This window comes from Deinococcus sp. (genome assembly GCF_030523985.1).
Taxonomy (GTDB): domain Bacteria; phylum Deinococcota; class Deinococci; order Deinococcales; family Deinococcaceae; genus Deinococcus.
In genome coordinates this window covers 1-24,943 of the sequence record NZ_JAUNHK010000035.1, presented here as the reverse complement: position 1 = coordinate 24,943, position 24,943 = coordinate 1, and the positions used below count along the sequence as shown (strand labels likewise).

General features: G+C 64.5%; 30 protein-coding genes. 17 read left to right on the top strand and 13 right to left on the bottom strand.

Annotated features, from left to right (window positions below):
* Positions 1-276 precede the first annotated feature (276 nt).
* The 3 genes from Q4C89_RS07160 to Q4C89_RS07150 all read right to left on the bottom strand — a co-directional run bounded on the left by Q4C89_RS07160 (position 277) and on the right by Q4C89_RS07150 (position 1,662).
* Complete coding sequence (locus Q4C89_RS07160; protein ID WP_303101922.1) at positions 277-570, bottom strand: Lrp/AsnC family transcriptional regulator; 294 nt, start codon at positions 568-570, stop codon at positions 277-279.
* A 78-nt stretch (positions 571-648) separates the two neighbouring features.
* Positions 649-1,254 carry a GNAT family N-acetyltransferase gene (locus tag Q4C89_RS07155; RefSeq protein WP_303101921.1) on the bottom strand — a complete coding sequence of 202 codons (606 nt, stop codon included), beginning with the start codon at positions 1,252-1,254 and terminating at the stop codon, positions 649-651.
* Entirely contained in the window at positions 1,255-1,662 is a 408-nt protein-coding gene (locus Q4C89_RS07150) for a ketosteroid isomerase-related protein (protein ID WP_303101920.1), read from the bottom strand.
* A gap of 178 nt (positions 1,663-1,840) precedes the next feature.
* Between Q4C89_RS07150 and Q4C89_RS07145 the strand changes: the two genes are divergently transcribed.
* Both Q4C89_RS07145 and mutY read left to right on the top strand, forming a co-directional pair.
* Positions 1,841-3,340, top strand: coding sequence for a hypothetical protein (locus tag Q4C89_RS07145; protein ID WP_303101919.1), 1,500 nt, complete (start codon positions 1,841-1,843; stop codon positions 3,338-3,340).
* A gap of 36 nt (positions 3,341-3,376) precedes the next feature.
* Positions 3,377-4,405, top strand: a complete 1,029-nt coding sequence (gene mutY / locus Q4C89_RS07140; RefSeq protein WP_303101918.1) for an A/G-specific adenine glycosylase — start codon at positions 3,377-3,379, stop codon at positions 4,403-4,405.
* Between the two features lie 56 nt (positions 4,406-4,461).
* Here mutY and Q4C89_RS07135 read toward each other — a convergent pair whose 3' ends face one another.
* Complete coding sequence (locus Q4C89_RS07135) at positions 4,462-5,484, bottom strand: aminopeptidase (RefSeq protein ID WP_303101917.1); 1,023 nt, start codon at positions 5,482-5,484, stop codon at positions 4,462-4,464.
* 109 nt (positions 5,485-5,593) lie between these two features.
* On the opposite strand from Q4C89_RS07135, the gene Q4C89_RS07130 reads away from it, so the two are divergent.
* Positions 5,594-6,301, top strand: coding sequence for a metal ABC transporter ATP-binding protein (locus tag Q4C89_RS07130; RefSeq protein ID WP_303101916.1), 708 nt, complete (start codon positions 5,594-5,596; stop codon positions 6,299-6,301).
* Between the two features lie 87 nt (positions 6,302-6,388).
* Complete coding sequence (locus Q4C89_RS07125) at positions 6,389-7,204, top strand: metal ABC transporter permease (RefSeq protein ID WP_303101915.1); 816 nt, start codon at positions 6,389-6,391, stop codon at positions 7,202-7,204.
* Between the two features lie 108 nt (positions 7,205-7,312).
* On the opposite strand, the gene Q4C89_RS07120 is transcribed toward Q4C89_RS07125, so the two are convergent.
* Genes Q4C89_RS07120 through Q4C89_RS07110 form a run of 3 tightly spaced genes read right to left on the bottom strand, consistent with a single transcriptional unit; the run spans position 7,313 to position 8,731 of the window.
* Positions 7,313-7,657: a YraN family protein gene (locus Q4C89_RS07120; RefSeq protein ID WP_303101914.1), complete on the bottom strand. Its 345-nt coding sequence runs from the start codon at positions 7,655-7,657 to the stop codon at positions 7,313-7,315.
* Between the two features lie 4 nt (positions 7,658-7,661).
* Positions 7,662-8,321, bottom strand: coding sequence for an HAD family hydrolase (locus Q4C89_RS07115; RefSeq protein ID WP_368493217.1), 660 nt, complete (start codon positions 8,319-8,321; stop codon positions 7,662-7,664).
* A complete protein-coding gene (locus tag Q4C89_RS07110) occupies positions 8,318-8,731 on the bottom strand; it encodes a putative dsRNA-binding protein (RefSeq protein WP_303101913.1) in 414 nt (137 codons plus the stop codon). Before Q4C89_RS07110 ends, Q4C89_RS07115 begins: the two co-directional genes overlap by 4 nt.
* Positions 8,732-8,796: 65 nt before the next feature.
* Between Q4C89_RS07110 and Q4C89_RS07105 the strand changes: the two genes are divergently transcribed.
* Both Q4C89_RS07105 and Q4C89_RS07100 read left to right on the top strand, forming a co-directional pair.
* Positions 8,797-10,059, top strand: coding sequence for a uracil-xanthine permease family protein (locus tag Q4C89_RS07105; RefSeq protein WP_303101912.1), 1,263 nt, complete (start codon positions 8,797-8,799; stop codon positions 10,057-10,059).
* Positions 10,060-10,140: 81 nt separating this feature from the next.
* Positions 10,141-10,779, top strand: a complete 639-nt coding sequence (locus tag Q4C89_RS07100) for a hypothetical protein (RefSeq protein WP_303101911.1) — start codon at positions 10,141-10,143, stop codon at positions 10,777-10,779.
* Positions 10,780-10,837: 58 nt separating this feature from the next.
* Here the strand turns inward: Q4C89_RS07100 and Q4C89_RS07095 are convergent, their stop codons facing one another.
* Entirely contained in the window at positions 10,838-10,984 is a 147-nt protein-coding gene (locus tag Q4C89_RS07095) for a hypothetical protein (RefSeq protein ID WP_303101910.1), read from the bottom strand.
* A gap of 72 nt (positions 10,985-11,056) precedes the next feature.
* On the opposite strand from Q4C89_RS07095, the gene Q4C89_RS07090 reads away from it, so the two are divergent.
* The 6 genes from Q4C89_RS07090 to Q4C89_RS07065 all read left to right on the top strand — a co-directional run bounded on the left by Q4C89_RS07090 (position 11,057) and on the right by Q4C89_RS07065 (position 16,908).
* A complete protein-coding gene (locus Q4C89_RS07090) occupies positions 11,057-11,533 on the top strand; it encodes a hypothetical protein (protein ID WP_303101909.1) in 477 nt (158 codons plus the stop codon).
* A 279-nt stretch (positions 11,534-11,812) separates the two neighbouring features.
* Positions 11,813-12,247 (top strand): formate/nitrite transporter family protein, encoded by a 435-nt coding sequence (locus Q4C89_RS07085; protein WP_303101908.1) that lies wholly within the window; start codon positions 11,813-11,815, stop codon positions 12,245-12,247.
* Positions 12,248-12,317: 70 nt separating this feature from the next.
* Positions 12,318-12,560: a hypothetical protein gene (locus Q4C89_RS07080; protein WP_303101907.1), complete on the top strand. Its 243-nt coding sequence runs from the start codon at positions 12,318-12,320 to the stop codon at positions 12,558-12,560.
* Positions 12,561-12,567: 7 nt separating this feature from the next.
* A complete protein-coding gene (locus tag Q4C89_RS07075) occupies positions 12,568-13,212 on the top strand; it encodes an FmdE family protein (protein ID WP_303101906.1) in 645 nt (214 codons plus the stop codon).
* A 45-nt stretch (positions 13,213-13,257) separates the two neighbouring features.
* Positions 13,258-16,305, top strand: coding sequence for a formate dehydrogenase subunit alpha (fdhF, locus tag Q4C89_RS07070; protein WP_303101905.1), 3,048 nt, complete (start codon positions 13,258-13,260; stop codon positions 16,303-16,305).
* A 120-nt stretch (positions 16,306-16,425) separates the two neighbouring features.
* Positions 16,426-16,908, top strand: a complete 483-nt coding sequence (locus Q4C89_RS07065; protein WP_303101904.1) for a DUF1641 domain-containing protein — start codon at positions 16,426-16,428, stop codon at positions 16,906-16,908.
* A gap of 74 nt (positions 16,909-16,982) precedes the next feature.
* Here Q4C89_RS07065 and Q4C89_RS07060 read toward each other — a convergent pair whose 3' ends face one another.
* Positions 16,983-17,777 carry a formate dehydrogenase accessory sulfurtransferase FdhD gene (locus Q4C89_RS07060; RefSeq protein WP_303101903.1) on the bottom strand — a complete coding sequence of 265 codons (795 nt, stop codon included), beginning with the start codon at positions 17,775-17,777 and terminating at the stop codon, positions 16,983-16,985.
* Between the two features lie 38 nt (positions 17,778-17,815).
* The gene (gene uvrB, locus Q4C89_RS07055; RefSeq protein WP_303101902.1) at positions 17,816-19,831 is read right to left on the bottom strand and encodes an excinuclease ABC subunit UvrB; all 2,016 of its coding nucleotides are present in this window, start codon (positions 19,829-19,831) and stop codon (positions 17,816-17,818) included.
* Positions 19,832-19,882: 51 nt separating this feature from the next.
* Here uvrB and Q4C89_RS07050 point away from each other — a divergent pair, with 51 nt between their 5' ends.
* Entirely contained in the window at positions 19,883-20,569 is a 687-nt protein-coding gene (locus tag Q4C89_RS07050) for a hypothetical protein (RefSeq protein WP_303101901.1), read from the top strand.
* Positions 20,570-20,572: 3 nt separating this feature from the next.
* Here the strand turns inward: Q4C89_RS07050 and Q4C89_RS07045 are convergent, their stop codons facing one another.
* Entirely contained in the window at positions 20,573-20,899 is a 327-nt protein-coding gene (locus Q4C89_RS07045; protein WP_303101900.1) for a type II toxin-antitoxin system PemK/MazF family toxin, read from the bottom strand.
* Positions 20,899-21,120: a ribbon-helix-helix protein, CopG family gene (locus tag Q4C89_RS07040; protein WP_303101899.1), complete on the bottom strand. Its 222-nt coding sequence runs from the start codon at positions 21,118-21,120 to the stop codon at positions 20,899-20,901. Before Q4C89_RS07040 ends, Q4C89_RS07045 begins: the two co-directional genes overlap by 1 nt.
* A gap of 42 nt (positions 21,121-21,162) precedes the next feature.
* Here Q4C89_RS07040 and Q4C89_RS07035 point away from each other — a divergent pair, with 42 nt between their 5' ends.
* The gene (locus Q4C89_RS07035; RefSeq protein WP_303101898.1) at positions 21,163-21,705 is read left to right on the top strand and encodes a dihydrofolate reductase family protein; all 543 of its coding nucleotides are present in this window, start codon (positions 21,163-21,165) and stop codon (positions 21,703-21,705) included.
* Between the two features lie 231 nt (positions 21,706-21,936).
* The gene (locus Q4C89_RS07030) at positions 21,937-22,917 is read left to right on the top strand and encodes a hypothetical protein (RefSeq protein ID WP_303101897.1); all 981 of its coding nucleotides are present in this window, start codon (positions 21,937-21,939) and stop codon (positions 22,915-22,917) included.
* Positions 22,918-22,971: 54 nt separating this feature from the next.
* On the opposite strand, the gene Q4C89_RS07025 is transcribed toward Q4C89_RS07030, so the two are convergent.
* On the bottom strand, positions 22,972-23,535 hold the full coding sequence (locus Q4C89_RS07025) for a hypothetical protein (RefSeq protein ID WP_303101896.1): 564 nt from the start codon (positions 23,533-23,535) through the stop codon (positions 22,972-22,974).
* Between the two features lie 101 nt (positions 23,536-23,636).
* Here Q4C89_RS07025 and Q4C89_RS07020 point away from each other — a divergent pair, with 101 nt between their 5' ends.
* Both Q4C89_RS07020 and Q4C89_RS07015 read left to right on the top strand, forming a co-directional pair.
* Complete coding sequence (locus tag Q4C89_RS07020; RefSeq protein ID WP_303101895.1) at positions 23,637-24,497, top strand: alpha/beta fold hydrolase; 861 nt, start codon at positions 23,637-23,639, stop codon at positions 24,495-24,497.
* Complete coding sequence (locus Q4C89_RS07015; protein ID WP_303101894.1) at positions 24,494-24,844, top strand: DUF952 domain-containing protein; 351 nt, start codon at positions 24,494-24,496, stop codon at positions 24,842-24,844. Before Q4C89_RS07020 ends, Q4C89_RS07015 begins: the two co-directional genes overlap by 4 nt.
* Positions 24,845-24,943: the final 99 nt, after the last annotated feature.

Here is a 24,943-nt window from a genome sequence, read left to right as displayed (position 1 = left end):
CCCCCTGTCAAGCCCTCTGGCGACACCGCCCCAAAAAACCGTGAAACGCAGAATTCAAGGGGCCGTCGGGCGCGAAGCGCACGGGCCGCACACGAATCGGAAAACAGCAGCGTCTAGACCCCGTGAAACCGAGAAACACCGTCAGGCCAGCGAACTGACCGCCATTTGCACAGCGCCAGCGTAAAAGCCCCTGTCCCCCCCGGGGATAGGGGTTTGGGGTTGGGGCCAAGAGCTTAAGCCAAAGCCCTCACCCTCACACCCCCCAAGCCGTCACCCTCACCCCACCTGACTTTCGTCCAGCCCCACACCGAAGCCCTGGTCGAGAATGTCCTCGTTGTAGGTGCGGAAGGCCAGCATCGTCTGGGTACGCAAGATGCCCCCAATTTTGCGCAGGTGCCCCGTCACCACGTCGTCCAGACGGTCGTACTCGGAAAGTTTGACGATGGCGACGATGTCCCACTCGCCCGTGACCGAGTAGACCTCGCGCACGCTGGGCACGGCGGCAAGGGCCTCGGCGGTTTCCTGAATCTGGTGGCGTTCGGCCTGAACCATCACGATTGCGGTGACCATGCCGCTTACCATAACGGCTCCCGGTGGTGCAGATGGCTGATGGCAGAGAGCAGATGGGCTGAAGGCGCAGGTTTGGCTTCAACCGCCTGTGCGCCGCACCCAGAAACGCATCGGCTTGGGCGTTTCGGCCTGCTCCCCGATGTCCTGCCAGGAGAGCGTGGTGTGGAGGTCGGGTCGCTCGGCGTAGCCCCGCGCCCGCCAGAAAGCGTGCAGGTCGCGGTAGGGTGTGGGCCGCGCCGGGTGGTCGTCCGGGCGCTGCACGGCGCAGAAGGCCGTGACGGGCAGCCCCAACTGCTGGGCATACCCTTCGCGCTGGTCGAAAAAGGCGTGCCCCAGCCCCCGGCCCCGGTACTCGGGCAGCAGCACGCTTTCCCCGAAATACAGCACCTCGCTCACGTCGAACTCTTCGCTTTGCTCGAAGGGGCGACGCAATTCGGCGGTTTCCTGGGTCAGCGGCAGTGTGGTGCTCGCGCCCACCACCCGCTCACCGTCGCGGGCGAGGGCCACGAATGCGCCCGGAGCCTGCACATAGGTTTCGAGGTAGTGCTGTTCGTAGTCCAGGCTCCCCGCGTACAGGTAGGGAAATTCCCGGAACACGGCCATCCGCAGCCGGGCGAGGTCGGGCAGGGCCGCCCGCAGTTCGTCGCCCGTGACCGGCTTTACCGTCAGGCTCCCCGTCGCCACTCAGCCGCCCACCTGCCGGGTCCAGTCCGCCAGGTTGTAGTAGTTGGTCACGCGGGCAATCTGGCCTCCGCGCAACTCGAAAAAGGCTCCGACCGGCAGGGTGTAGCGCTGGCCCTGCGCGGCGGGCAGCCCTTCGTCGGTCTGAAGGTACTCGCCCTCGATGACGAATTCGGCGGCGGCCCGCTGACCGTCCGGTGACACCATCACCACCAGGTCGCGTGCCTGCTCGCGGTAGTGGGCGTCCATGCGGGCCAGAAACTGCCGGAAGGCGTCTTTGCCCTGCTGGGTCGGCCCCTCGTTGATGTCGTGGCGCACGTCGTCGGTGAGGAGGGAGAGCATTGTTTCCCAGTCGCCCGCGTTGAAAGCGGCGTAGTAACGTTCGAGAACGGTGGTGCTGGCATCGGTCATGCCCACCAGCATAAAGCGGAGGGCCGGGGGCGCTCACTTCCCGCTGCTGATCTGGCAAACTGTGAGCATGAGAAGTCGCAGGCGGAACAATGACTGACGTGACGCCCCGCGCCCGATGGAACACCCCCGAAGAATTCTGGGCCAGTCGCCCGTTTCTTCTCCCTGGAGGACAGCCCGCGTGAACCCGACCCGTTACATCCTGACCCGCTCCTGCCTGCAAGACGGGAGCATGCGCCTGCTCAAGTTCAACGAGTTCTACTTTCCCGAGAGCGGCACGGCACAGTTCGTGGATGACCGGGGCAAGGAATACAGCGCCCAGATTGACCGTGACCAGATGCGCGTGCTGGGCCTGGGCGAGCTGTACCACGACCACAACCTCAGCGTGAACGACGTGCTGGTGATTACCCCCGTCGCGCCGGGCCGCTACGAGGTCGGTGCCGTCGTCAAGCCCTACAGCACCCCCCGCGCCCGGCAGACCCGCAGGCCCGCTTCCGCCCGTAACGAGCGTGAAGACACCCAGACCCGCCGCGAGGCGTCGCCCTCGGTGCGCGAAGTGCGTGCCCAGGCCAGCAGCCAGGGCCAGAGCAACCTTCAGGCCCGCCGCCGCAGTGGGCCGAGCGGAGGGGGCGGGCGCAACCTGTCAGGCCTGGGCGAGGAGCGCCGCCCTGAGGAAATCCCCGCGCCCAGCCTCAAGCCGATTGCTCCTGCCTTTGCGCCGCAGGTGCCGCAGGCGGGCCGCCAGGAATTGACGTTGCCCGCGCCCCTGCCCGCCTTCGGCAGCCGCGAACGGGCCGAGCGTGACCGTGCTGAGCGTGACCGGGCCGAACGTGAGCGGGCCGAGCGGGTCAACACCGAAAAAGCGGGAGGCGAAACCCCTGGGGCCGAGGCAGCCGCAACCGAGGCTGCACCGACCCCCGAGCCGGACGCCCGCAGCGACCGCGCCACCTCGCGTATGGCACCCGGCGTGCTGGAAGACCAGATTGCCGAATTTGCCCGCCTGACCGGATACCGCCTGACCCTGCTGGGGCACGGGCTGATGCGCCTGTCTGCCGACCTGGGGCCGCAGTACAGCTACACCGTGCTGCTGGCGACCGAGCCGATGGCGACCACCTACCCGGAGTGGGACGGCAGCGACGACCACCGCGCCCTGGTGACCCCCGAGGAAAACCGCGCCCCCGGCGTGCCGCGCCTGACCCGCGAGGCACTGGTGTCGCTGACCGAACATGCCCGCCTCGCGCCGCTGGGCGCCCTCGACCTGCGCGGCTACTGGCGTTCGGGGGACATCAATCTGGAGAGTGCGGCGAGCGTCGCGGAACTCGTCAGCGCCCACCTCGCCCAGCGCGGCGCCTTCACCTATGTCCTGCTGACCCTGGCGCAGCAACCGGCCCAGACTGTCCTGAGCCTGACCGAACTGGCCCAGCGCCTCGGCAACGGAGTCAGCCTGAACGACATGCAGTCGGTGCTCGAAACCCTGTCGCGCCCGCCGTTCCTGGCGGTGACGCTGCTGCCCGACCATCAGTTTTTGCTGCGCAGCAGCGTCACCGACCTGCTGGCTGACCTGGCAGACTACGCCCAGGGGGTGCGCCGCCGCCTGCGCTCGCCCGGTGCCCAGGCTGCGGCCCAGACGACTCCGGCCCACACAACTTCGGCTCCGGCCCCGGTGCTGCTCGAACCCTGAACGCCCCTCCACGCTCAGCCCTTTACACTGCCCGGCATGACGCGGCAACTTCCTGATTTTTCTGCCCTGCGGCGCAACTTGCTGCGCTGGTTCGACCATGCGGGCCGCGACCTGCCCTGGCGACAGGGGCCAGAGGGCGGGCGCGACCCTTACCGCGTCTGGGTGGCAGAAATTTTGCTGCAACAGACGCAGGTTTCGCGGGGGCTGCACTACTACCAGCGGTTTCTGGACACTTTTCCGACGGTAGAGGCCCTCGCCGCCGCGCCGCAAGACGCCGTACTCAAAGCCTGGGAAGGCTGCGGCTACTATGCCCGCGCCCGCAACCTGCACCGTGCGGCGGGGCTGGTCGTGGCGCAGGGCTGGCCCCAGACCTACGACGGGTGGCTGGCGCTTCCCGGCGTGGGGCCGTACACCGCCGCCGCCGTCAGCAGCCTGAGCCTCAACGAACCCAGAGCGGTCAACGACGGCAACGTGCGCCGCGTGCTGTCGCGCCTGTTGGCCGAGGCTCAACCCTCTGAGAAATGGGTGCAGGCCCAGGCCGATGCGCTGCTGGCCCCCGAGCGCCCCGCCGCCTGGAACGAGGCGTTGATGGACTTGGGGGCGACGGTCTGCACCCCCAAAGCGCCCACCTGTGACCGTTGCCCCGTTCGTGCCCATTGCGCGGCGCTGGCGCTGGGTCGTCCCACCGACTACCCCGCCCCCAAAGTCCGTGCCGCCGTGCGCGAAGTGCGGGCGGTGGCCCTGCTGATCGGCACGCCCGATTGCGCGGTGCTGGAAAAGCGGGACGGGACGCTGCTGGGCGGTCTGAGCGGTCTGCCGAGTGAGGTGCTGGGGGAAAATGAACCCCCTGCCGAGGCGCTGGCCCGCTTGTGCGCCCGCCTGAACGCCACCCCTGGCCCGCTCCTGGGAACAGTAGGCCACACCATGACCCATCGCCGCATCACGCTGGAGGTCTACCGCGCCGAGGCCGACGCGCCGTGTCAGCAAGTGGCGCAGGCGGCCCTGTCGCGCCTGGACCACAAGGCGCTGGCGCTGGGGCGGATGCCTGGGCTGTTCGGGCTTTGAGCTAGGGGCCGTGAGGCAACCGCGTAGCGCCGCATGTCAACTGTGACGTTCGTCGCTCATGGTCCCTTCAAACACGTTCGCCGTGCCTGCTGACCCAGCCCCCCACAGGCCCGCGCCGCCCGCATAAAGGCGTTCAGGTCGCCGCCTTGACGCGCCAGCAATGCCTCGAAATCGGGCACCAGTTCGGCATAGGCGGCAATCGCGCCCAGCGAGGCGTTGTTCCAGTCGGTTTTGAGCGGCGAATACCCGCGCCAGTCGGCATTCAGGGCGCTCAGGCTCTCTCCGAGGCGGGTTAGGCGCTCGGCCTTGCGGCTGAGTCGCTCGGTATCGGGCAACCCCGAAGCGTAAAGCTGCGCCAGGTCGCGTTGGGCCTCTAGAACCAGGGTTTCAAAGGCAGCGGCGCGGGCTTCCAGTTGGGCGTCTTCCTCGCGGAGTTCGGGCGTGCCGAACTGGGCCAGATAGCGGCGCATTCCCTCGTTTTCCACCGTGACCGCATACGACTCGTTGAAGGCCGTGTCGCCAGGGGCATACAGGCTGGCGTGCGCCAGTTCGTGCAGCACGGTGCGAATCAGCACGCTGTCAGGATAGCTCAGCATGGCGGAAGTCAGCGGGTCGGGCAGGTGGCCCAGGGTGCTGTACGCCTTGACGCCACCCACGTACACGTCTTCGCCCAGGGCGCGGCGCTGCTCGGCGTAGGCCAGGGCGTCGGTTTGCCGAAAATAGCCCCGGTAGCCCACGCAGCCCGCTATAGGAAAGCAGGAAGTCTGAAGCTGGGTACCGAAGGCTGGAGCGCTAAACACGTTCCAGACCAGAAAAGGCCGCCCCAGGTCAGCGTAAGTGCGAAAAGCGGGCGAGTCGGGCAGCCCCAGCGAGGTGGCGAAGGCGCGGGCCTGAGCCGCCAGGGTCAGCTTGCGGCGCGTGTCCTGCGGGAGCGCGGGATTTTGCAGCACAGCTTCAAGCGGTCTGGCGGCGCTGAGCAACTCGGCCTGTCCCCGCGCCGCCTGCGCCAGATAAGCGGCGGGCGCACAACTGCTGAGTCCCGCGCAGACGAGGGCGGCAGCCAGGAGGCGAAGCGACATGCCGCAGGATACCGGGCCGCCGGGCCGTCCAAATTCTGGTCCGCTCGAATGCCCACCTTCTTGATTTTCCATTCGCAACAGCCCGCCCCCGCTCTGCTAGCATGCCCCGGTGCTGGGGGTAGAACATTTAACCGTGCGCTACGGGTCGCAAGTGGCCCTGGCAGACGCCACCCTGCGCTTCGAGGCGGGGCAGTTCACGGGCATCATCGGCCCCAACGGTGCGGGCAAAAGCACGCTGCTGCGGGCGCTGGCGGGGCTGCTCACCGACTACGACGGGCAAGTCACCTTCGACCCCGGCCACAGCGCCCGCTCTTGCCTGTCGTATGTGCCGCAGCAGCAGACGCTGGACTGGGCCTTTCCCGTGACCGTCTGGGACACTGCCATGATGGGCCGTACCGGGCGGCTGGGCTGGGGGCGCTGGCCTGGGGCCAGAGACCGCCAGATTGTCGCGGACGCCCTGCGTGAAACCGGGGTCTACGACTTGCGTTCCCGCCACATCGGGGCATTGTCGGGCGGGCAACGGCAGCGCGTGCTGCTGGCGCGAATGCTGGCGCGTGAGGGCCACCTGCTGCTGCTGGACGAGCCGCTGACCGGGGTAGACGTGACCACGCAGCAGCAACTGATGGAACTGCTCCGCGCCCAGGCCGACAAGGGCCGCGCCGTGGTGATGGTGACGCACGACCTGGAACAGGCCCGGCGCTGGTGTGACCGCATCGTCCTCATCAACCGCCGCGTGATTGCCGACGGCACACCCGCCGACGTGTACACGCCGCGTAACATCGAAGCGACGTTTACGGGTGGGGGCGTGCATGTGTAGTAGAGGGCGGAGAGTGGAGGGAAGAGGGGAGAGGGTTTTTTTGCCCTTAACTCTCTGCCCTCTTCCCTCCACCGAAAGGGGGATTTCATGCACTGGCTGCTAGACCCCCTGCAATACGACTTTTTCGTTCGGGCGCTGCTGGCGGTGGGGCTGGTCAGCATTCTGTGTGCGCTGATTGGCGCGTGGGTGGTGCTGCGCGGCCTGAGTTATATCGGGGACGCCATGAGCCATGCGGTGCTGCCGGGTATCGTGGCGGCCTTTTTGCTGAAGGGCAATCTGCTGCTCGGCGCGGCGGCGGCCTCGGTGCTGACCGCCCTGAGCATCGGCTTTATCGGGCGGCGCAGCGGGCTGAAGCAGGACAGCGCCATCGGCATCGTGTTCGTGGGTATGTTCGCGCTGGGGATTGTGCTGCTGTCGCGTGCGCCCACCTTTACGTCCGACCTCAGCAACTTCCTGATTGGCAATCCGCTGGGTGTGACCCCCGCCGACCTCTGGAACGCGCTGGGCATCACCCTGGGCGTGGGGGGGCTGCTGCTGGCTATCCAAAAAGAGCTGCTGCTCGCCAGCTTCGACCCCACCGAGGCGCGGACGGTGGGCCTGCCCGTCAACCTGCTCAATAACCTGCTGCTCGTCTTGATCGGGCTGGTCATCGTGCTGACGGTGCAACTGGTCGGCACCACCCTCAGCGTCAGCCTGCTGATTACGTCGAGTGCCGCCGCCCGCCTGCACTCGCGCAGCTTGCCTAGCATGATGCTGCTGTCTGCCGCGCTGGGCATTCTGGGCGGCGTGGGGGGGCTGTACGCCAGCTATTACCTGGACACGGCCCCCGGCGCGACAATTGTGCTGGTCAACACCGCCATTTTCCTGCTGGCGCTGGCCCTACGGCGGCGGGGGGAGAGGTGATGGATGCTGGAGAAGGCTGAGGGGAAGTGGCATGTTGGTTTGCACGCCCCCTCACCCTTCCGTCGCTGCGCTCCTCCCTCCCTCGCCCCTTGTGGGAGAAAAGATGTCCTACCCCTCCACCGCCATCACCCGCAGTTCACCCGTCGCCGCTGCTCCGTCTATCGTCAGGACTTCCAGACGGCAGGGGAGGTCGTCGCGCCCGCACTCGCGCACGAGGTAGGTCTGGGCGGCCCGCCACATCAGCGCCAGTTTACGTGGGGTGACACTCTCGGCGGCGCTGCCGTGGCTACTGCCCCTGCGCTGCCTGACCTCGGTAAAAACCAGCGTGCCGTCCACCTCGCGGCTCACGATGTCTATTTCTCCGCCGGGAATGCGGTAATTGCGGGCCAGAATCTCGCGCCCCAGTCCCGCCAGGTGCGCGGCGGCGCGGGCTTCGGCGTCGGCTCCCTTCATGGGCTTAGGCCAGCCATTCGCGCCAGCCCGTGAAATCGGGAACCGCCAGGGCCGCGCCCGCATCCAGCAGTGCCGGGGCCGGAGCCGTGGTCGTCAGGGCGATGACCGTGCAGCCTGCCGCCGCCGCGCTTTTTACGCCACTGACGGCATCTTCGTGGGCGAGGCAGCGGGCGGGGTCCAGGCCCAGCCGCTCGGCGCCCAACAGGTACGGTTCGGGGTGGGGCTTGCCGTTCTGGACCTCTTCGCTCGTCACCCGGCGCCCAAAGCGCGGGCCGAAGCCCAGTTGCGCCATGCCGAATTTCACGTTGGTGCGGTCGGCGCTGGTCACCAGGGCAAAGGGGATGCCGCGTGCGTCCAGCGCGTCCAGATACCCGCTCAGGCCCGCGACTTCGCGCAGCACTCCGGCGGCGAGGTCACGGTAACGGCCCTCCTTGGCCTCATGAAACCGCTGCATCCACTCGGCGTCGGGCACCCGTCCGGTCAGCCGCTCCACGATTTCGGGGTTGCGCCCGCCGTCCACTTTGGTGTCCAGGTCGTGTTCGGTCAGGTTCAGGCCCAGCCACTCCGCCGCCACTTCCTTCCAGGCGAGGCGGTGAAAGTGGTTGTTGGCGGTCAGCACGCCGTCCATGTCGAACAGCACGCCCGCCGGGGTCAGCGGTTTCACGCTTCGTCCGGGCCGTGGCCCAGGTCAGACAGCAACTCGCGGTAAAAGCGCCCGGCGTCGCGGCGCACGTCGTCCAGCGTGGCGTCCTCGCGGGCAAATTCCATCGCGGCCTCCACCGCTTCGGCCAGCACCTGCGCGTAGATGGGCCAGACCTGGGCCTCACTCTGGGCGGCAGCGGCGAGAGGGGCAGGGGCCGTTTCCCCGTCCAGGCCGCGCAGCGCGAGTTCGGCGGCGAGGCGTTCGGCGTCCTTCTTGGTGCGGCCCTCGGCACTCGCCAGCACCTGCCCACCCGCCCAGACCTTGACGTGAAAGGTGCGTTCGTGGGCAGGGCCGTGCGCCTCGGCCTCGAAGGTGGGTGCGCCCAGTCCCAGGGAAACGAGGCGGGCAATCAGGTCGCCTTTGGCATTCATGGAGTAGAGGGTAGAGGGTCGGGCGCAGTGGGGGAAGGGCTGCCAGGGACGTTAAACTTTCTCATATGACCCGTACTGTGCCGCCTGCTACCGACCTTCCGCCCACCCGCCGCGTGGTGCTGGGCTTGCAGCACTCGATTGCCATGTTCGGGGCCACCGTGCTGGTGCCGATTCTGGTGGGCCTCTCGCCCTCGGTGGCACTGTTCGGGGCCGGGGTCGCCACCCTGCTGTTTCACCTGCTGACGCGGGGGCAGGTGCCGATTTTCCTGGGCAGTTCGTTCGCGTTTATTGCGCCGACCGCGCTGGTCGTCAAGGAAATGGGGCCAGCGGCAGCGGCAGGCGGTCTGATGGCGGCGGGGGCCATGTACCTGCTCTTTTCCGGGCTGGTCAAACTGTTCGGCACCGAGCGGCTGCTGCGGGTGTTTCCGCCCGTGGTGACTGGCCCGGTCATCATCGTCATCGGCCTGGGCCTGAGCAGCGTGGCGGTGAATCAGGCCAAAAACAACTGGTGGCTGGCGCTGGCGACGTTGCTGGCAGCGGTGGTCGCCAGCATCTACGGGCGCGGCCTGTTTCGCATGATTCCCATTCTGGTCGGGGTGGTCACGGGCTATCTGGTGGCGCTGCTGACGGGCCAGATTGCCCCCGACGCCCTCGACGCTATCGCCGCCGCGCCGCTGCTGGGCCTGCCCGACTTTCACGGCCCCGCGCTGGACTGGCGGGCGGTCGCCATCATCGCGCCCGTCGCGGTCGTGACCTTCATCGAGCATGTGGGTGACGTGGTGGTCAACGGGCGGGTGGTCGGCAAGAACTTTCTGGAAAAACCCGGCCTCTCGCGCACCCTGTTTGCCGACGGCATCGCCAACATGAGCAGCGCCGTGATGGGTGGCCCCGCCGCCACCACCTACGCCGAAAACACGGGCGTGCTGGCCCTGACCCGCGTGTACGACCCCCGCGTGATTCAGATAGGCGCGGTGTTCGCCATCCTCTTCGGCTGCTCGCCCAAGCTGGCGGCGGTGCTGAGGAGCCTGCCCCAGGGCGTGCTGGGCGGCGTGAGCATTCTGCTGTTCGGCATGATCGCCTCAGTGGGCATTCGCACCCTCGCCGAAGCCAAAATCGACTTTGCCCACAGCCGCAACCTGATTATCGTGTCACTGATTCTGGTGCTGGGACTGGGCGGCGCGAGCTTTCCGCTCAAGGTCGGCGGCACCTCGTTGGAACTGCATGGCATGGCGCTGGCGGCGCTGGTGGGCATCGTGGCGAACCTGCTTTTGCCCCGGCAGCATCAGGAAGTGGAGGGCGAACCCGAGGGCCGAGACCTCTCGGTTTGATCAAGGCACATGAGGGTCAAATGGCGCTAAAGTGAAAAAGTCCCCAAACGGTTTCGCCCTCTCTCATCAAGGACGTGATTCATGCGCCACCTTCTGATCACTGCGGCCCTCCTGACCCTTGCCCCCGCTGCCTTCGCTGGTGGTGCTGGCCCCCGTCCGGCTCCGCGCCCGACTCCTGCTCCGGTGGCTCCGGCCCCCAAGCCCGTCACCCCCGCCGCGCCCAAGCCGGCGCCGGCTCCCGCGCCTGCGCCCACGCCCGCCGTGACCCAGCCGGCTGCGCCTGCGGCCCCCGTTTTCCCCGACGACCTGCTGTTCCAGCCCGGCCAGTCCTGGCTGCTGGAAGGCACGACGGCAGGCGGCGAGGACCTCGAACGCGAACTGATGATCGACGAGGAAATCCCCGAGTGGGACGACGGCTGGGACTTCACCACCGACCTCGGGCCGCTGAGCTACGACGTGGAAACGGGGCTGGTGTTCGTGGCCGACATGATGACGGGCCTGACCGATGGCACCGATATGCAAGTCTGCATCGGCTACGCGGATGAGGAAGAGGGCGTCATGGACGGCGTGCTGCTTTCTGGTGACATGGACAGCATCAGCGAGCAGCTTGGGCAACTTGACGACAGCGAAGGCTTCCCCGAAACGAACGATGACCTTCGGGCAGCCTTCGAGGACGCTGGGGTAGATGTCGGCACGTGTAACCTGTCCCCGCTCGACTGAGCCGGATCGGCAGCAAGAACCCGCCTGACCTGGGCGGGTTTTTCTGTTGATCCCCAGTCTATTTCCTGGCGTTGTAGGCGTCCCAGACCGCACCCAGGACGACGCCAACGAGGAGGCCAATCGGCAGGTTATTCAACATCATTCCGGCAATCAGTCCGAAAACTATGCCGTAGACGATACCCGCGCCTTTCTGGTTGGATGACATGCCCCCACGGTAGGGGCGAGGGGTCAGCGCAGTATTGGGAAGAATGCGGCAGGAAAGGCATAGAATGCGACTATGAACAAAATGCCAGTTCTTCTCGCGCTGCTGTTGTCGGCTTCTGCTCTGGCGGGTGGGGCTACAGACCTCGCCACCGGGCAACTCTGGGAACTGACTTTGATGGGCAAGGATGGTCTGAGCACGCGCACCACCCTGCACCTGACCAACCCAGTCCCGCCTGCGCCTGAAGTTCGGAACGCTCCGGAAATCCAGTTCTACAACGTGCAAGACTTGTTTTCCGGGGGCTGGCTGACGCTGACGCCTTCAGTCGGCGCTTTAGACGCGACTCTGGCGGGCATCAATCAGGTGCAGTGCTTCACCCTCTGGAAAGCCGAAACTGCCGTTTCCGAGGGGTATTTCCTGCGGGGTACCGCCGACTGGAACTCCCAGCGATTCAATCTGGCGAGCAAGGGTACAGACCTGTCGCGTCAGCAAATCCTTACCCAGTTGAAGACAGTGAGCGACGGCACCTGCACCCTCAAACGCTTGCGCTGAGGCTTATTCGCCGGTCGAGTCAGGGTTCTTCGCCAGGATCGGGCCTGTGGCACGTGTTCGGTTCACAGCCGAACTGAAACGCTGCTGTAGTCGCGCCCAGACAGTGTGCCAGGAAAAATGCGGCTTTTGAAATGCTCACCCTAATTTAGGTGACAGTTTGTTGGAAATCCTGAGATGACGGAGGCGGGACAGAACGGGGAGTACAGTTGCAATCAATCGAGAGCCTCTGTCTGAAGACTCGTATTGCGGTCCCCAACCTGACATCAAGGAGACCTCACCATGACTCAACCCGGCTTCATTCCTCCCGCTCAGCTTCCCGAAACTGCCGTACAGGTCATGAACCACAAGGCTGCACTCAGCCCGGCGACCAGCTTCGTGCTGGTCATTCTGGCCGGGGCTTTCATTGCTTTTGCCGCCGAAGGTTCCAACATGGCGGCCTTCAACTTGTTGGGCAACCCCGAGACCTACGGCCTGGGAAAAATGGTGGCCGGGATAGTGTTTCCCACGGGCCTGATGCTGGTGCTGGTGGCGGGGGCAGAACTGTTTACTGGTAACACCATGATGCTCATCAGTGTTTTGGAGCGGCAGGTCAGTGTCGGGAAGCTACTGGGCAACTGGGTCACGGTGTACCTGGGCAACCTGGTCGGGGCGCTGTTGGTGGCTGGCGTGTACTGGTTCGCCTACCGTCCGCGCCGGGCGGCAGAGCAGAGGTAAGGCGCGGTGGCCCTGGGCCGAGTCGTACGCCGTCAGACACCCTATTGGGCACGAGGTGAGGAGGAAAACTATGACTGAGGACAGAACCACCGCGACCACTCCTGCCACAACGACCACGGGCCGCATTGCGGTCAACTCTGCCTCGCAAGAGGCGCCGGAGGACCACCCCACCACTTCGACCGGCACCGCCGACGCCACCAATCCTGGCCCCCACAATGCCGACGCCCACGGCCCTGAACACGGCGCGACCCAAAGCACCGAGGCGCAGAAGCTGGAACATGAAGCGGCAAAGGGCGAGGAAAACCGCTATTAATTCCCCTATGGCGAGCGTTTCTGGCTTGGACCGACTGCTGGAGCAGAGTGCCGCACTGCACGGCCACCTTTGCCCCCGGCAGGTACTGGGCGTGCGCTCGGCGTTGCTGGCGGGCCGGATTCTGGGTCTGGAGTTCCCGCGAACCGACAAGGCGGTCCTGGTCTTTGTCGAAACCGACGGGTGCTACGCCGATGGCGTTTCGGTGGCGAGCGGCTGCTGGCTGGGACGGCGCACCATGCGCCTGGTCGACCACGGCAAGGTGGCGGCGACTTTTGTCGAAGTCAAGACGGGCCGGGCCGTGCGTGTCTCGCCGCAGACCGACCTGCGCCAGCGGGTGCGGGACGGACGACCGGAAGGCCAGAAACGCTATCAGGCCTATCTGGACGCGTACCGGCAGTGGCCCGATGACCTCCTGTTCGACGCCGCTCGCGTGCAACTAAACCTAGACCTTGCCGCCCTCATCAGCCTGCCGGGCAAACGGGTGGTCTGTCAGGAGTGCGGCGAGGAAATCGTCAACGAACGCGAAGTCCAGCGTGGCGGACGGCTGCTGTGCCAGGACTGTGCGGGCGACCCCTACTTCGTCAAAATCGGCGACGCTCTGAACATCGGTCCGCCTCCTTCCGTGCAGGCGGCTCCATTTCCCTTCGACTGACGCTTCCTGAATCCAGACATCCTTCTTCTTTCGAGGTGATTTTCCATGGCTGATTTCCCTACCCCGCCCGACCAGCCCGCCCACGATTTCCACTACCCCCCCGGCCCGCTGCGGCCCACCTACGGCGCACCCACCACGGTGACGGTGGACGGCGGCCACTACGAGGCAAAGCTGGGTGAACCGCTGATTGACGTTATCAACCGCTCCGGCACCCAGCTGGCGCAGGTCTGTTATCACCCGCAGATGGGGCCGATCGGAACGTGCGACACCTGCATCATGGAGGTTGACGGCGAACTGGTGCGCTCCTGCACCACGCCCGTCGCTGCGGGCCAGAACGTCAAAACGTCGGTGGAAAGGGCAGATGCCGCGCAGCGCGAAGGCTATGACCGCCTGATGGGCCGCCACGACTTCTACTGCACCATCTGCGACAACAACAACCACAACTGCACCCTGCACAACACGCTGGGGCTGCTCAAACCCGACCATCAGGAGCACCCTTACCGTCCCAAAGGGTACGAGAAGGACTTCACCAACCCCTTTTACCGTTACGACCCTGACCAGTGCATTTTGTGTGGCCGCTGCGTACAGGCGTGCCAGAACGTGCAGGTCAACGAAACGCTGAGCATCGACTGGACCTCGGACAACCCCCGCGTGCTGTGGGACGGCGGCAAGCCCATCAACGAAAGCAGTTGCGTCAGCTGCGGCCACTGCGTGACGGTGTGCCCCTGCAACGCGTTGATGGAAACCACCATGCTGGGCGAAGCGGGCCTGATGACCGACCTGCCGCTCCCGGTGTGGAATGCCGCTGTGGACGTGGTGAAGGGAGTCGAAGCCAGCACGGGCCTGCAGGCGATTATGGCCGTGTCGGAGGTCGAAGCGCGGGTGCGTGACGGCTATATCAGCAAGACCAAGACCGTCTGCACCTACTGTGGTGTGGGCTGCTCGTTCGACGTGTGGACCAAGGACCGCCAGATTCTGAAGGTGGAGCCGCAAGAAGGCCCGGTCAACGGGATTTCGACCTGCGTCAAGGGCAAGTTCGCCTGGGACTATGTCAACGACAGTGGACGCCTGACCTCGCCGCTCATCCGCGAGGGCGACCGCTTCCGCGAGGCGAGCTGGGACGAAGCCCTGGACCTGGTGGCCCGCCGCTTCAGCGAAATCCGCGCCCAGTACGGCCCCGACGCGCTGGCCTTCGTGGCGTCGAGCAAGGGCACCAACGAGGAAGCCTACCTGGTGCAGAAGTTCGCCCGGCAGGTCATCGGCACCAACAACGTGGACAACTGCTCGCGCTACTGCCAGTCACCCGCCACCGCTGGCCTGTTCCGCACGGTCGGCTACGGCGGCGACGCAGGCACCATCAGGGATTTGGAAAAGGCCGAGATGGTGCTGGGCATCGGCACCAACACCGCCGAGAGCCACCCAGTGCTCGCCACCCGTATCAAACGCGCCCACAAACTGCGCGGGCAAAAGCTGATTGTGGTGGACCTGCGCGAACACGAAATGGCCCGCCGCGCCGACCTTTTCTTGCGCCCGGCACCCGGCAGCGACTTTATTTGGCTTAACGCCGTCAGCAAGTTCATTCTGGATAACGGCCTGGCCGACGAGAAGTTCATTGCCGAGAAAACCACCGGGCTGGACGACTTCCGCCGCAGCCTGGAGCAGTACACCCTGCCCTACGCCGCCGAGCAAACCGGCCTCTCGGAAGCGCAACTCGAAGACTTGGCCCGCCGGATTGCCGCCGTCAAGAACGGTCTGTGCATCACCTGGGCGATGGGCGTGACGCAGCAGTGCGGCGGCAGCGAAACCAGCACCGCCATCAGCAACCTGCTGCTGATTACCGGCAACTACGGCAAGCCCGGCGCAGGTGCCTACCCGCTGCGCGGTCACAACAACGTGCAGGGCGCCGCCGACATGGGCACGATGCCTGACCTGACCACCGGCTACCAGCCCGTCAAAAATCCCGAAGTCGTGGAGCGATTCCAGCGCGAGTGGGGCATCACCTTGCGCCCCGAACGCGGCCTGGACAACACGCAGATGGTGGGCGCGTCGCTTGAGGGCAAACTCAAGGCCATCTGGGTCACGGGCGAGGAAATGAGCCTGACCGACGCCAACTCCAACCACATGTCCAGCGGCTTCGAGGCGATGGAATTCGTGGTGGTGCAGGAACTGACCTTCAGCAACACCTGCCGCTACGCCGACGTGATTTTGCCCGGTGCGGCCAGCCTGGAAAAAGAAGGGACATTCACCAACACCGAGCGCCGCATTCAGCGTCTGTATCAGGTGATGCCCGGCCTGAAAGGCACCAAGCCCGACTGGCAAATTTACACCGAGGTGGCCCGCCGCATGGGGGCCGACTGGAATTATTCTCACCCCAGCGAAATCATGGACGAAATCGCCCGCGTCTCGCCCATCTACGCCGGGGTCAACTACGAGCGGCTGGAGGGCTACAAGTCGCTGTGCTGGCCGGTGGCTCCCGACGGCACCGATACGCCGCTGCTGTACCTGGGCGGCTTCAATTTCCCCGACGGCAAGGCCCGCCTCTACCCCGCCGAGTTCCAGCCCCGGCAGCGTCCGCCCACCGCCGAGTACGACCTGCACCTGAACAACGGGCGGATGCTGGAACACTTCCACGAGGGAAACATGACTTTCCGCAGTGCCGGAGTGACCAGCAAGGCGCCCGACGCCTTCGTGGAAGTCAGCCCCGAACTGGCAGCCGAACGGGGCGTACAAGACGGCAGTTGGGTGCGCCTGGTCAGCCCCGACGGAGCGGTGCGGGTGCGGGTGCTCGTCACCAGCCGCGTGACTGGCAAGGAAGTGTACGTGCCGATGAACGCCCGCAAGTACCTCGATACCGTGAACCACCTGACGGGCCTGAACCACGACAGCGTGACGCACACGCCCGCCTACAAGGACACCAGTGTTCGCATGGAAGTGCTGGGCGAGGTGGGGGACAACCCGATGCCGCGCAGCAATCCGCGCTGGTACACCCCCACGCCGCAGATGGGTGTGGAAGTGCAGAAGAAGTGGGCGCAGCCCGGGTACCGGATGCCGGGGACGGTCGGCGAAACCCACGGCGCGAGCGGGGACGATTGAGCCCCGTGCAAGGTGGGGCGTGACGGAGCGCCCCGGCTCCTTCTCTGCTCACGCCTCACCGCGCACGGCCCACAGACCGAGTGCAGACCACCGCTTCTCATCCAGTGCTGGAGAACCCACATGGCAAAACCCATAGAATTCACCCCCCGACTGCCCACGCCGCAGGAGCAACTCGACACGGCCACCCACGACTCTGCCGAAGCTTTGACCGAGAGCTTGGCCCTGCTGCGCGAACTGCACGAGCACGGCGTACTGGAACTCCTCATCAAGCTGGTGCGTGGTGGAGAAGGCTTGGCCGAGGGGGCGCTCAAAACGCTGGGCAGTGACCAAGTGCTGCTGGGCATGCGTACCGTCATCGAACTGGCCCGCATGCTGGGCAACCTTCACCCTGCCGACATTCGTCAGTTTGCCCAGGGCGTCAGTAGCGCCGCCGAGCAAGGCGCCCTGGCTGCGGCACACGGCACCAAAGTCAGCCCACTGGAAGTGCCGAAAATGTTGATGGACCGTGACGTCCAACTCGCGCTCGGTGCCCTCTTCGGGGTTCTGAAAGGGCTGGGCGCTGGCTTACGCGAGGCCAACGAGGAGCGGGAAGCCCACGGCTGAGGCTTCCTGAAGCTCGTGCCAAAACTCAACTTGCCGCCGCCCCTGAACACTGGACTTCTTGTGGAATCTGCTGTTCAGGGGTGTGCCCTGTCGCCATTTCGGTCGGCGACACCATCTTTCGCCCGCCCCCCAAGCCGCTCCATGCCGCTGTAAACGGTGGTGCGTCCCTCGCGCGTAAAAGCGCATAGGGTGACGCCGAAGACCTGCGCCGTATCTATGGCGAGGCTGGTAGGTGCCCCCACGCTGACCACCACGGCTATCCCTGCGCTGATGGCCTTCTGAACGATTTCGAACCCGGCGCGGCTGCTGACGCAGAGGATATGGTTGCTCAGCGGCAAGCTGCCGAACAGGGTGCCCACCACCTTGTCTACAGCGTTGTGGCGGCCTACGTCCTCGGCGGCGCTCAGCAGGTCGCCCGCCGCCGAAAAGAGCGCCGCGCCATGTGTTCCGCCTGTGTCGCGGAAGGCTTTTTGCCCCTGCAAGAGTCTGTCGGGAAGGGCATAGATCAGTTCGGGAGCAAGGAGGCCTGCCGTCCAACTCGGTGCCCCTACCCGGAGCGACAGCCGTTCAATGCTGCCTGTACCGCAAACGCCACACGCGCTCGACGATACGGCCAGTCGCGCTGCCCCTGCCACCTTCTCGGATTCGGGCGTGTGCAAGTACCAGAGGTTCGGGTTTTCTTCGTCTGGCAGGAGGTCGAACGTTTCCGGCAGCACCCCTTCCGACACCAGCCAACCCCGCAAAAGGGCAGCGTCGTCACCAGGGGTTCGCATCAATACGGCCAGGGTCAAAGGGCCGTCCGGCAGGCAGAGGCGCAGTTCGAGAGGTTCCTCGGCCGCCACTTTCTCCGTGCGTTCGGCCCCGCCCATGGAAGTCAGGCGAAACGCCGGGAAAGTCGGCAACTCGGTCACCGCCGTCCCTTCCGGCGCACCTTCTGCCCTGGCACCGTGGCCTGCTTGAATTCCTTGCCCTGCAACTTGGCTTCAATGGCCCGAATCTGGTCGCGCAGGCTGGCGGCTCTTTCAAAGTCCAAGTCCTCGCTGGCCTGCCACATTTCGAGTTCGAGGTCGGTCAGTTGCGCGGTCAGTGCGTCGCGGTCGTCGCCCACGTTCTCGCTGCTGATTTCGCCCTCGACTTCCTCGCCGCGAATCACGTCGCGCACGCCCTTAATCACGGTGCGCGGGGTGATACCGTGCTCGGCGTTGTAGGCCAGTTGCTTCTCGCGGCGGCGGGCGGTCTCGTCCATCGCGTACTGCATCGCGGGCGTAATGCTGTCGGCGTACAAAATCACCTCGCCGTTGACATTGCGGGCGGCGCGTCCGATGGTCTGAATCAGGGCGCGTTCCGAGCGCAGAAAGCCTGGTTTGTCGGCGTCCAGAATCGCCACCAGCGACACTTCGGGCAAATCCAAACCTTCGCGCAGCAGGTTGATGCCCACCAGCACGTCGTAATGCCCCAGCCGCAGGTCGCGAATAATCACCTGACGCTCTACCGAATCAATGTCCGAGTGCATGTACCGCGCCTTGACGCCTTTTTCCAGCAGATACTCGGTCAGGTCTTCCGACATGCGCTTGGTCAGCGTCGTGACCAACGTTCTTTCGCCAATGGCGGCCCGCTCGCGCACACGGCCCAGCAGGTCTTCAATCTGGCCTGTGATGGGGCGGATGGTCACTTCGGGGTCAATCAGTCCCGTGGGGCGGATAATCTGGTCAGCCACGCTGTCGGAATGCTCGCGCTCGAACGGCCCAGGGGTGGCGCTCACAAACACGGTCTGGCCCGTCTTGGACATGAATTCGTCGAAGTTCAGCGGGCGGTTGTCCATCGCGCTCGGCAAGCGAAAGCCGTAATCCACCAGCGTTTGCTTTCTGGCCCTGTCCCCGTTCGCCATCCCGCCGATTTGCGGCACCGTCACATGCGACTCGTCAATAAAGGTCACAAAGTCGTCGGGGAAGTAGTCCAGCATGGTGTACGGCGTGGCTCCTGCGGCGCGCCCGTCAATGTGGCGCGAGTAGTTTTCAATGCCCGAGCAGTAGCCCAAGACCTTCAGCATCTCCAGGTCGTAGAGGGTGCGCTCCTTGAGCCGCTGCGCCTCCAGCAACTTGCCCACCGACTTGAAATATTCCAGCCGCTCGTCCAGTTCCTGCTGAATGGTCACGATGGCCCGCTCGATGTTGCCTGCGCTGGAGACGTAGTGCTTGGCGGGATAAACCACCGTGGCGTCCAGGTCGCCCAAGCGCTCGCCCGTCAGCGGATGCACCACGCTGATGCGCTCCACATCGTCGCCCCACAGTTCTATGCGGAGGGGCTGCTCGTCGTAGGCAGGCCAGACCGTGACCGTTTCGCCCTTGACCGAAAAACGCCCAGGCATCAGCTCAATGTCGTTGCGCTCGTACTGCATGTTGACCAGCCTTCCCAGCAGTTCGTCACGGGGCATGGAACCGCCCTTTTTCACAATCGCATTGAGCGCGGTGTATTCCTTGGGGTCGCCCAGACCGTAGATGCACGACACCGACGCCACCACAATCGTGTCGCGGCGGGTCAGCAAGCTGCGGGTGGTGGAGTGGCGCAACCGCTCAATTTCCTGATTGACGCTGGCGTCCTTTTCAATAAAGAGGTCTTTGCCAGGGACGTAGGCTTCGGGCTGGTAGTAGTCGTAGTAGCTGATGAAGAATTCCACGGCGGCATCGGGGAAAAACTCGCGGAACTCAGAGGCCAGTTGCGCCGTCAGGATTTTATTGGGGGCCATGATGAGGGCGGGGCGCTGGGTTTGCTCAATGACTTTCGCCATGGAGTAGGTCTTGCCCGTGCCCGTCGCCCCCAGCAAGGTTTGAAACCTCAGTCCGCTCTCCAGACCGTCTACAAGCGAGGCGATGGCGGTGGGTTGGTCACCAGACGGCGAGAATTCGGACTTGACCTTGAGCATAAGGGTTATTTTACGCTATGGGCGTAAGGGAAAAGGTAGACTGGGTGGCGTATGACGTTCACGCCGCGCCAGTTGGAATTGCTAAGGCAGAGTTGCTACGGCGACCCGCAGTTGCCCGAGTACCTGGAGCGGATTCTGGTGGAAGGGCCAGGAGATTACGATTGGCCGCCCGAACCAGGCTATTACGAAGGCGAACAGATTCCCTTGCATGAACGCATCTGGGCGCAAATCTGGCATCAGGGCGACATTTACCCCGCCACTTATGTCGCCGTGCCCGTGCTGTGTGAGGTAGTGGCGCGGTTTCCCCAGTTGAATCACTGGCTAATGCTCTCCAATTTGGTCGCAATTGAGCAGTCTAGGCCACGGTTTGAACCTCACCTCAAGCCGTATTTGGATACCGAAACTTTGGCAGCTTACGACGCGGCGCTGGCTGATTTGTTGCCGCATCTCCCCGCGCAACTCAGAATGCAGGATGACAGTACACAGCAGGGGCTTAGCATTGTGCAGCGCATTCTGGCATTGATGGCCTTTGCGACGGGACAGCAGTGGGCGGGGACGCTATGGTCAACGCCACCCTTGATTGATTTCTATACGGGCAGTCTTGCGCCTGTGGTAGAAGACGCTGCTGCCAACCTGAACCGCAACGATCTGCCCAACAATCTGAAAGCTGAATGGCAGGCGTGGTGGGCCAACCGCAACACTCGGCAAAATGAGCCGCCCGAGAGTTTGGACTTCTAGCCGTTACTCCCCGAACTTGTCCAACTCCAATGCAAATAGCGCTGCCCGCTCCAACTCTTTCAGGCGGAAGGTGGACAGCGACGTGATGAACTCGCCCAAATCTTCCTTGTACACCGTCTGAATGTTGTCCAGCGAAATGGCGCTGCGTTCGGGTACGCCGTCAAAGGTTTCCAGCATCACCTGCGAGGCAATGCCGCGTACCCGCGTGGTCAACGGGGCCACGGTGACGCTGTGCAGGTGGGCAATCAGCGCGTCTCTGGTCAGGATAACGACGGGGCGCGGTTTGTCCAGTTCGCACCAGTAGATGTCGCCGCGTCTGGGCTGCGGCATTACTCGCCCCAGGCGCGGCGCTTGGGCATAGGGGCGTCGGCTTCGGGACCAGACAGGTAGCTCTGGCGGTGCGCTTCCTCAGCCATCAGGGCGCGGCGGCGCTTGAGTTCGGCGTGCAGCGCAGCCCGAATAAAGGCACTGCGGGTTTCACCGCCCACCGCAGCGGCCTCGTCTACCGCCGAAAGCAGCGCCTCATCCAGTGTCATCTGCACCGTTTTCATGTGGAAAAAATACCACATCAATATGTGGGAAAATGGCTTCCTATGCCCTTCATCTACGCCACCGCTGTCACGCTCAACGGCTTTCTGGCTGACCCGCAGCACTCGCTAGACTGGCTGTTTGCCGTCCCGCACGACCAAAACGCCGCGCCCACGCCTCAGTACACGGCGCTGGTGATGGGGTCGCACACCTACGAATGGCTGCTCCAGCACGAAGAATTGCTGGCCCAGCCGCACAAGTGGCAGCAATTTTTCGGGGAAAAGCCTGTGTTCGTGTTCAGCACTCGCCCGCTGCCCACGCCACAGGGCGCAAATGTTCAGATTCTGCGCGGCCCCGTTGCCGAACATCTGCTCACCATTACGGAGGCGGCGGCAAGCGGCACGGTCTGGATTCAGGGCGGTGGCGACCTCGCAGGGCAATTTTTGGCGGCGGGGGCGCTGGATGAACTCGTGCTGGACGTGGCTCCCGTCGCCCTTGCGGGCGGTGCGCCCGTGCTTCCGCGTGAAGTGCTGTGGCCTCGGCTGCGACTAGTCGAGGCCCGCCAGTACGGAGAGTTTGCGCGGCTGCGCTGGCGGGTAGAGCCTTAAATCTCGGTTGTGGGAAGGTCAAACGTGGAAACGTCAAAACGCCTTTTTATAAGTGGCCTCGGCGTTTAAGCGTTCCGCGTTCTGCGCTTATTCAGTAATCGGCATCACGTATACTTTCCCCCTACGGCCTCATCTCGCGGCCTTTCTCCCAGTCACAAGGAGGTTGCCTATGGCGACTCAAGTTTTTGCCCGCTCTAGCCCCAACGCCCTCTTTGTCTCAGGAGAACTGCCTTGTCAGATGTTGTTTTGCCGCCCAGCGCGGAACGTTTTGTTGATGTCTTAAGCCACCGCCGCCCCGACTGGCTGACCTACGCCGAAGCCCAGGCCAATTGGCGCGAGTCGTTGCGCCCCGAGCTAGAACGCCTCAACGACAGCGAATTTGCAGCGGGCTATCAGAATTACTGGCCCATTGTCTCCGACCCCGCCGAGTACCTCAACCACCTCTGGACGCTGGTGGGTGGCGGGCAGGCGCTCACGGGCATTCGCATTCGCGGCGGCGACACTTCGCGCCCGTTTGTAGACGCGGTGGCCCTAACCCAGCCGCCCAGGGGTGAGGCCGAAGCTGTACAGATCGCACAGCAACTGGCGGCCCGTTACGCGGCGTTCGCGCCCCAGCATGTGCGGTTCTGGATTCCCGAAGGGCAAGAAATGGCACTGGAACGGCTGCCCGCTGGCTCCTACTGGGACTTTTCGGTGGTGGCGGGATTGGTGGCAGAGATGGCGAAGCAGCCGCAGCCCCAGCACGCCGAGCGCCTCAGCTTGCGGCCCGCTCCCAATCTGGACTTTTATCCCGAATACGCCCGTGAATATGCCGACCTGCACGCCCAAAACCCACAGCACGCCGAGTATGCCGACGCTGCTGCTCAGGAGGATTTGACCGATACCGTGCAAGCGGGCCTTGCCTTCGAAGTCTGGCTGGATGGCGTGCGCTCTGGTCTGGCTGCTGTCTACCGTGACACGGCCTTCGGGCTGCGCGGCTTCGTGGTGCAGGAGATGTTTTTATACGCCCAAGCGCGGGGGCAAGGGCTGGGGCGGGTGGTCCAGTGGCATCTGGCGCACTGTCTCCTGCCGCACTCGCAACCAGGGGACGCGCTGCACGGCACCATTCACAGCAGCAATCATGCAGCTTTGCGAACGGCAGCAGCGGCAGGTCGGGAGCGGGTGGGGCGGCAACTGTGGGTGGGTGTGGACGCCGTGCCGAGTCAGACCTAAAGAAGAAGGACGGCTTTCCGACGAGGGGGCTGTCCTTCTTCTCTCTGAGGCGTATTACTGCTTTTCTACCCAGGCGTCCAGCTTGAGCTGCTTGTCCTCGGTCACGCAGGTCAGCACATAGGTTTCCTTGCCAGAGGTCGGCTTTTCTACGCGGCTCTTGGTGAAGATTCTGCATTGCAGATTGATGGGAAAGCCTTCTTCCTGCGCGACGCCGCCGATTTCAAGCTGGGTGGGGCGCAGGGTAAAAGAAAGTTGCTCGTTGGTGTACCAAGTCTGCTGGTCGCTTTGCCACTGCTTGCTGGCGCTCCAGAAGCCGGAATCCACCTTGTAGGTCAAGCGGCGCGCATCGTTGGGGTTGGCCTTGAACTGGTCGTCGCGAACCGTGGCGACGTATTGCCCGCTGACCTGTTCGGGCTTCTCAGACTTCAGCGTGAGCGTTCCGGCGAGGTTGGGGGTGCCCATATCGCGTTCCTGGGCCCTGCTGAAAATCTCCATCTTCCAAGTGCCCGACAGGTTGGGGAAGGTCGGTGCGGCTTCGGTGGTCGTCGTTGCCGCAGGCGCAGGAGTCTTTGGCGCAGTGTTGCAGGAAGCCAAAACAGTGGCTGGGAGGAGCATCATCAATCTTTTCACCTATTGAGAATAGATTATCAATAATGGCGTGTCAAATGGTGGAGTCAGGGGCGTCTGTGGGAAGCGTCCCCTCCTGAAATACTGACCCTATGCCCACCACCCTCCGCATCGCCACGCCCGCAGGTCATGGCCTCGCCGCCAGCCTGTACATGCCGTCTCAGCCGCCAAAAAAAGCGGTGCTGATTGCGCCTGCCACGGGTATAGGCCGCCGCTTCTATCATGCCTTTGCCGAATATCTGGTGGGCGAGGGCTACGGCGTCCTGAGTTTTGACTTTCAGGGCGTGGGGGACTCGCTGACGGGGAGGCTCAGGGACTGTCCCGCGTCGCTGGTGAGTTGGGGCACGAATGACCTCTCTGCTGCGCTGGACGAACTGACCCGCCAGTTTCCGCAGGCCACCTCTCACCTGATAGGCCACAGCGCGGGCGGGCAATTGCCGGGGCTGATGCCGAATGCGGCGCGGCTTTCCTCGCTGCTGGCGGTGGCGGGCTCGTCAGGGCGCATCGCCAACATGCCCGCCAGTTATCGCCCCAGGGCCGAACTGTTCATGCGGGTCATCATTCCCCTGTCCAACGCGCTGACGGGTGTTTCGCGTACCGACTTGGTCGGCATGGGTGGCCCGCTCCCGCGTGAAGCCGGAGCGCAATGGGCGCGGTGGTGTCTGGGGCGCGGCTACGTCGAAACGGGCTTCGGGCGCGAGGTGCAGGAGCACTGCTACGACACGCTGGATATTCCCAGTCTGTGGCTCAACGCCAGCGACGATGAAATTGCCGTCAATGCCAACGTGGACGACATGCTGCGGGTCTTTTCGGGACTGGCCCCACGTGCCGAGAAGCGCACCCTGATTCCCGCCGAACATGGGTTAGGCAGCATCGGGCACATGGGCTTTTTCAAGCGTGGGTCGCAGGTGCTCTGGCCTATCGCTGCCGAATGGCTGGCGCGGCAGGCGTGAAGACCGTCACCCACATCACCACGCGGGACGACTGGAACGCGGCGCAGCGGGCGGGCGAAGACCGTCATCCTTCACTGGACAAGCAAGGGTTTATCCACTTTTCCGAGCCGACGCCGGAGCAACTGCTTTCCATTGCCAACGCGCTTTTTCTGGGTCAGCCTGGATTGGTGCTGCTGGTGGTTGACCCGTCCCGACTGACCGCGCCGCTGCACTACGAGGAATACGAACCGGGCAGCCTGCATTTTCCGCACCTGTACGGCCCCCTCAATCTGGACGCCGTGACCGAGGTACTGGATTTCGTGCCAGGGGAGGAAGGACGCTTCAGCTTGCCGGAGCGGTGGCGCTAAACGGGCGCTCGGCTTCCGGCTTGCCCTGCGAATCCGGCCCTCATTCCCTGCTGCGGGCCAGCCGTCGCCTGCGGGCGTAGGCGACCTCGTTGAGCACCG

Excerpts from the sequence above, each read along its gene's own strand:
- Q4C89_RS07050 (WP_303101901.1), top strand. The coding sequence starts at position 19,883 with ATGACGTTCACGCCGCGCCAGTTGGAATTGCTAAGGCAGAGTTGCTAC.
- Q4C89_RS07085 (WP_303101908.1), top strand. The coding sequence starts at position 11,813 with ATGACTCAACCCGGCTTCATTCCTCCCGCTCAGCTTCCCGAAACTGCC.
- Q4C89_RS07125 (WP_303101915.1), top strand. The coding sequence starts at position 6,389 with ATGCACTGGCTGCTAGACCCCCTGCAATACGACTTTTTCGTTCGGGCG.
- Q4C89_RS07080 (WP_303101907.1), top strand. The coding sequence starts at position 12,318 with ATGACTGAGGACAGAACCACCGCGACCACTCCTGCCACAACGACCACG.
- Q4C89_RS07025 (WP_303101896.1), bottom strand. The coding sequence starts at position 23,535 with ATGATGCTCCTCCCAGCCACTGTTTTGGCTTCCTGCAACACTGCGCCA.
- Q4C89_RS07090 (WP_303101909.1), top strand. The coding sequence starts at position 11,057 with ATGAACAAAATGCCAGTTCTTCTCGCGCTGCTGTTGTCGGCTTCTGCT.
- Q4C89_RS07120 (WP_303101914.1), bottom strand. The coding sequence starts at position 7,657 with ATGAAGGGAGCCGACGCCGAAGCCCGCGCCGCCGCGCACCTGGCGGGA.
- mutY (WP_303101918.1), top strand. The coding sequence starts at position 3,377 with ATGACGCGGCAACTTCCTGATTTTTCTGCCCTGCGGCGCAACTTGCTG.
- fdhF (WP_303101905.1), top strand. The coding sequence starts at position 13,258 with ATGGCTGATTTCCCTACCCCGCCCGACCAGCCCGCCCACGATTTCCAC.
- Q4C89_RS07150 (WP_303101920.1), bottom strand. The coding sequence starts at position 1,662 with ATGACCGATGCCAGCACCACCGTTCTCGAACGTTACTACGCCGCTTTC.
- Q4C89_RS07135 (WP_303101917.1), bottom strand. The coding sequence starts at position 5,484 with ATGTCGCTTCGCCTCCTGGCTGCCGCCCTCGTCTGCGCGGGACTCAGC.
- Q4C89_RS07160 (WP_303101922.1), bottom strand. The coding sequence starts at position 570 with ATGGTCACCGCAATCGTGATGGTTCAGGCCGAACGCCACCAGATTCAG.
- Q4C89_RS07100 (WP_303101911.1), top strand. The coding sequence starts at position 10,141 with ATGCGCCACCTTCTGATCACTGCGGCCCTCCTGACCCTTGCCCCCGCT.
- Q4C89_RS07040 (WP_303101899.1), bottom strand. The coding sequence starts at position 21,120 with ATGAAAACGGTGCAGATGACACTGGATGAGGCGCTGCTTTCGGCGGTA.
- Q4C89_RS07045 (WP_303101900.1), bottom strand. The coding sequence starts at position 20,899 with ATGCCGCAGCCCAGACGCGGCGACATCTACTGGTGCGAACTGGACAAA.
- Q4C89_RS07105 (WP_303101912.1), top strand. The coding sequence starts at position 8,797 with ATGACCCGTACTGTGCCGCCTGCTACCGACCTTCCGCCCACCCGCCGC.
- Q4C89_RS07060 (WP_303101903.1), bottom strand. The coding sequence starts at position 17,777 with ATGGGCGGGGCCGAACGCACGGAGAAAGTGGCGGCCGAGGAACCTCTC.
- Q4C89_RS07020 (WP_303101895.1), top strand. The coding sequence starts at position 23,637 with ATGCCCACCACCCTCCGCATCGCCACGCCCGCAGGTCATGGCCTCGCC.
- Q4C89_RS07035 (WP_303101898.1), top strand. The coding sequence starts at position 21,163 with ATGCCCTTCATCTACGCCACCGCTGTCACGCTCAACGGCTTTCTGGCT.
- uvrB (WP_303101902.1), bottom strand. The coding sequence starts at position 19,831 with ATGCTCAAGGTCAAGTCCGAATTCTCGCCGTCTGGTGACCAACCCACC.
- Q4C89_RS07065 (WP_303101904.1), top strand. The coding sequence starts at position 16,426 with ATGGCAAAACCCATAGAATTCACCCCCCGACTGCCCACGCCGCAGGAG.
- Q4C89_RS07110 (WP_303101913.1), bottom strand. The coding sequence starts at position 8,731 with ATGAATGCCAAAGGCGACCTGATTGCCCGCCTCGTTTCCCTGGGACTG.
- Q4C89_RS07095 (WP_303101910.1), bottom strand. The coding sequence starts at position 10,984 with ATGTCATCCAACCAGAAAGGCGCGGGTATCGTCTACGGCATAGTTTTC.
- Q4C89_RS07075 (WP_303101906.1), top strand. The coding sequence starts at position 12,568 with ATGGCGAGCGTTTCTGGCTTGGACCGACTGCTGGAGCAGAGTGCCGCA.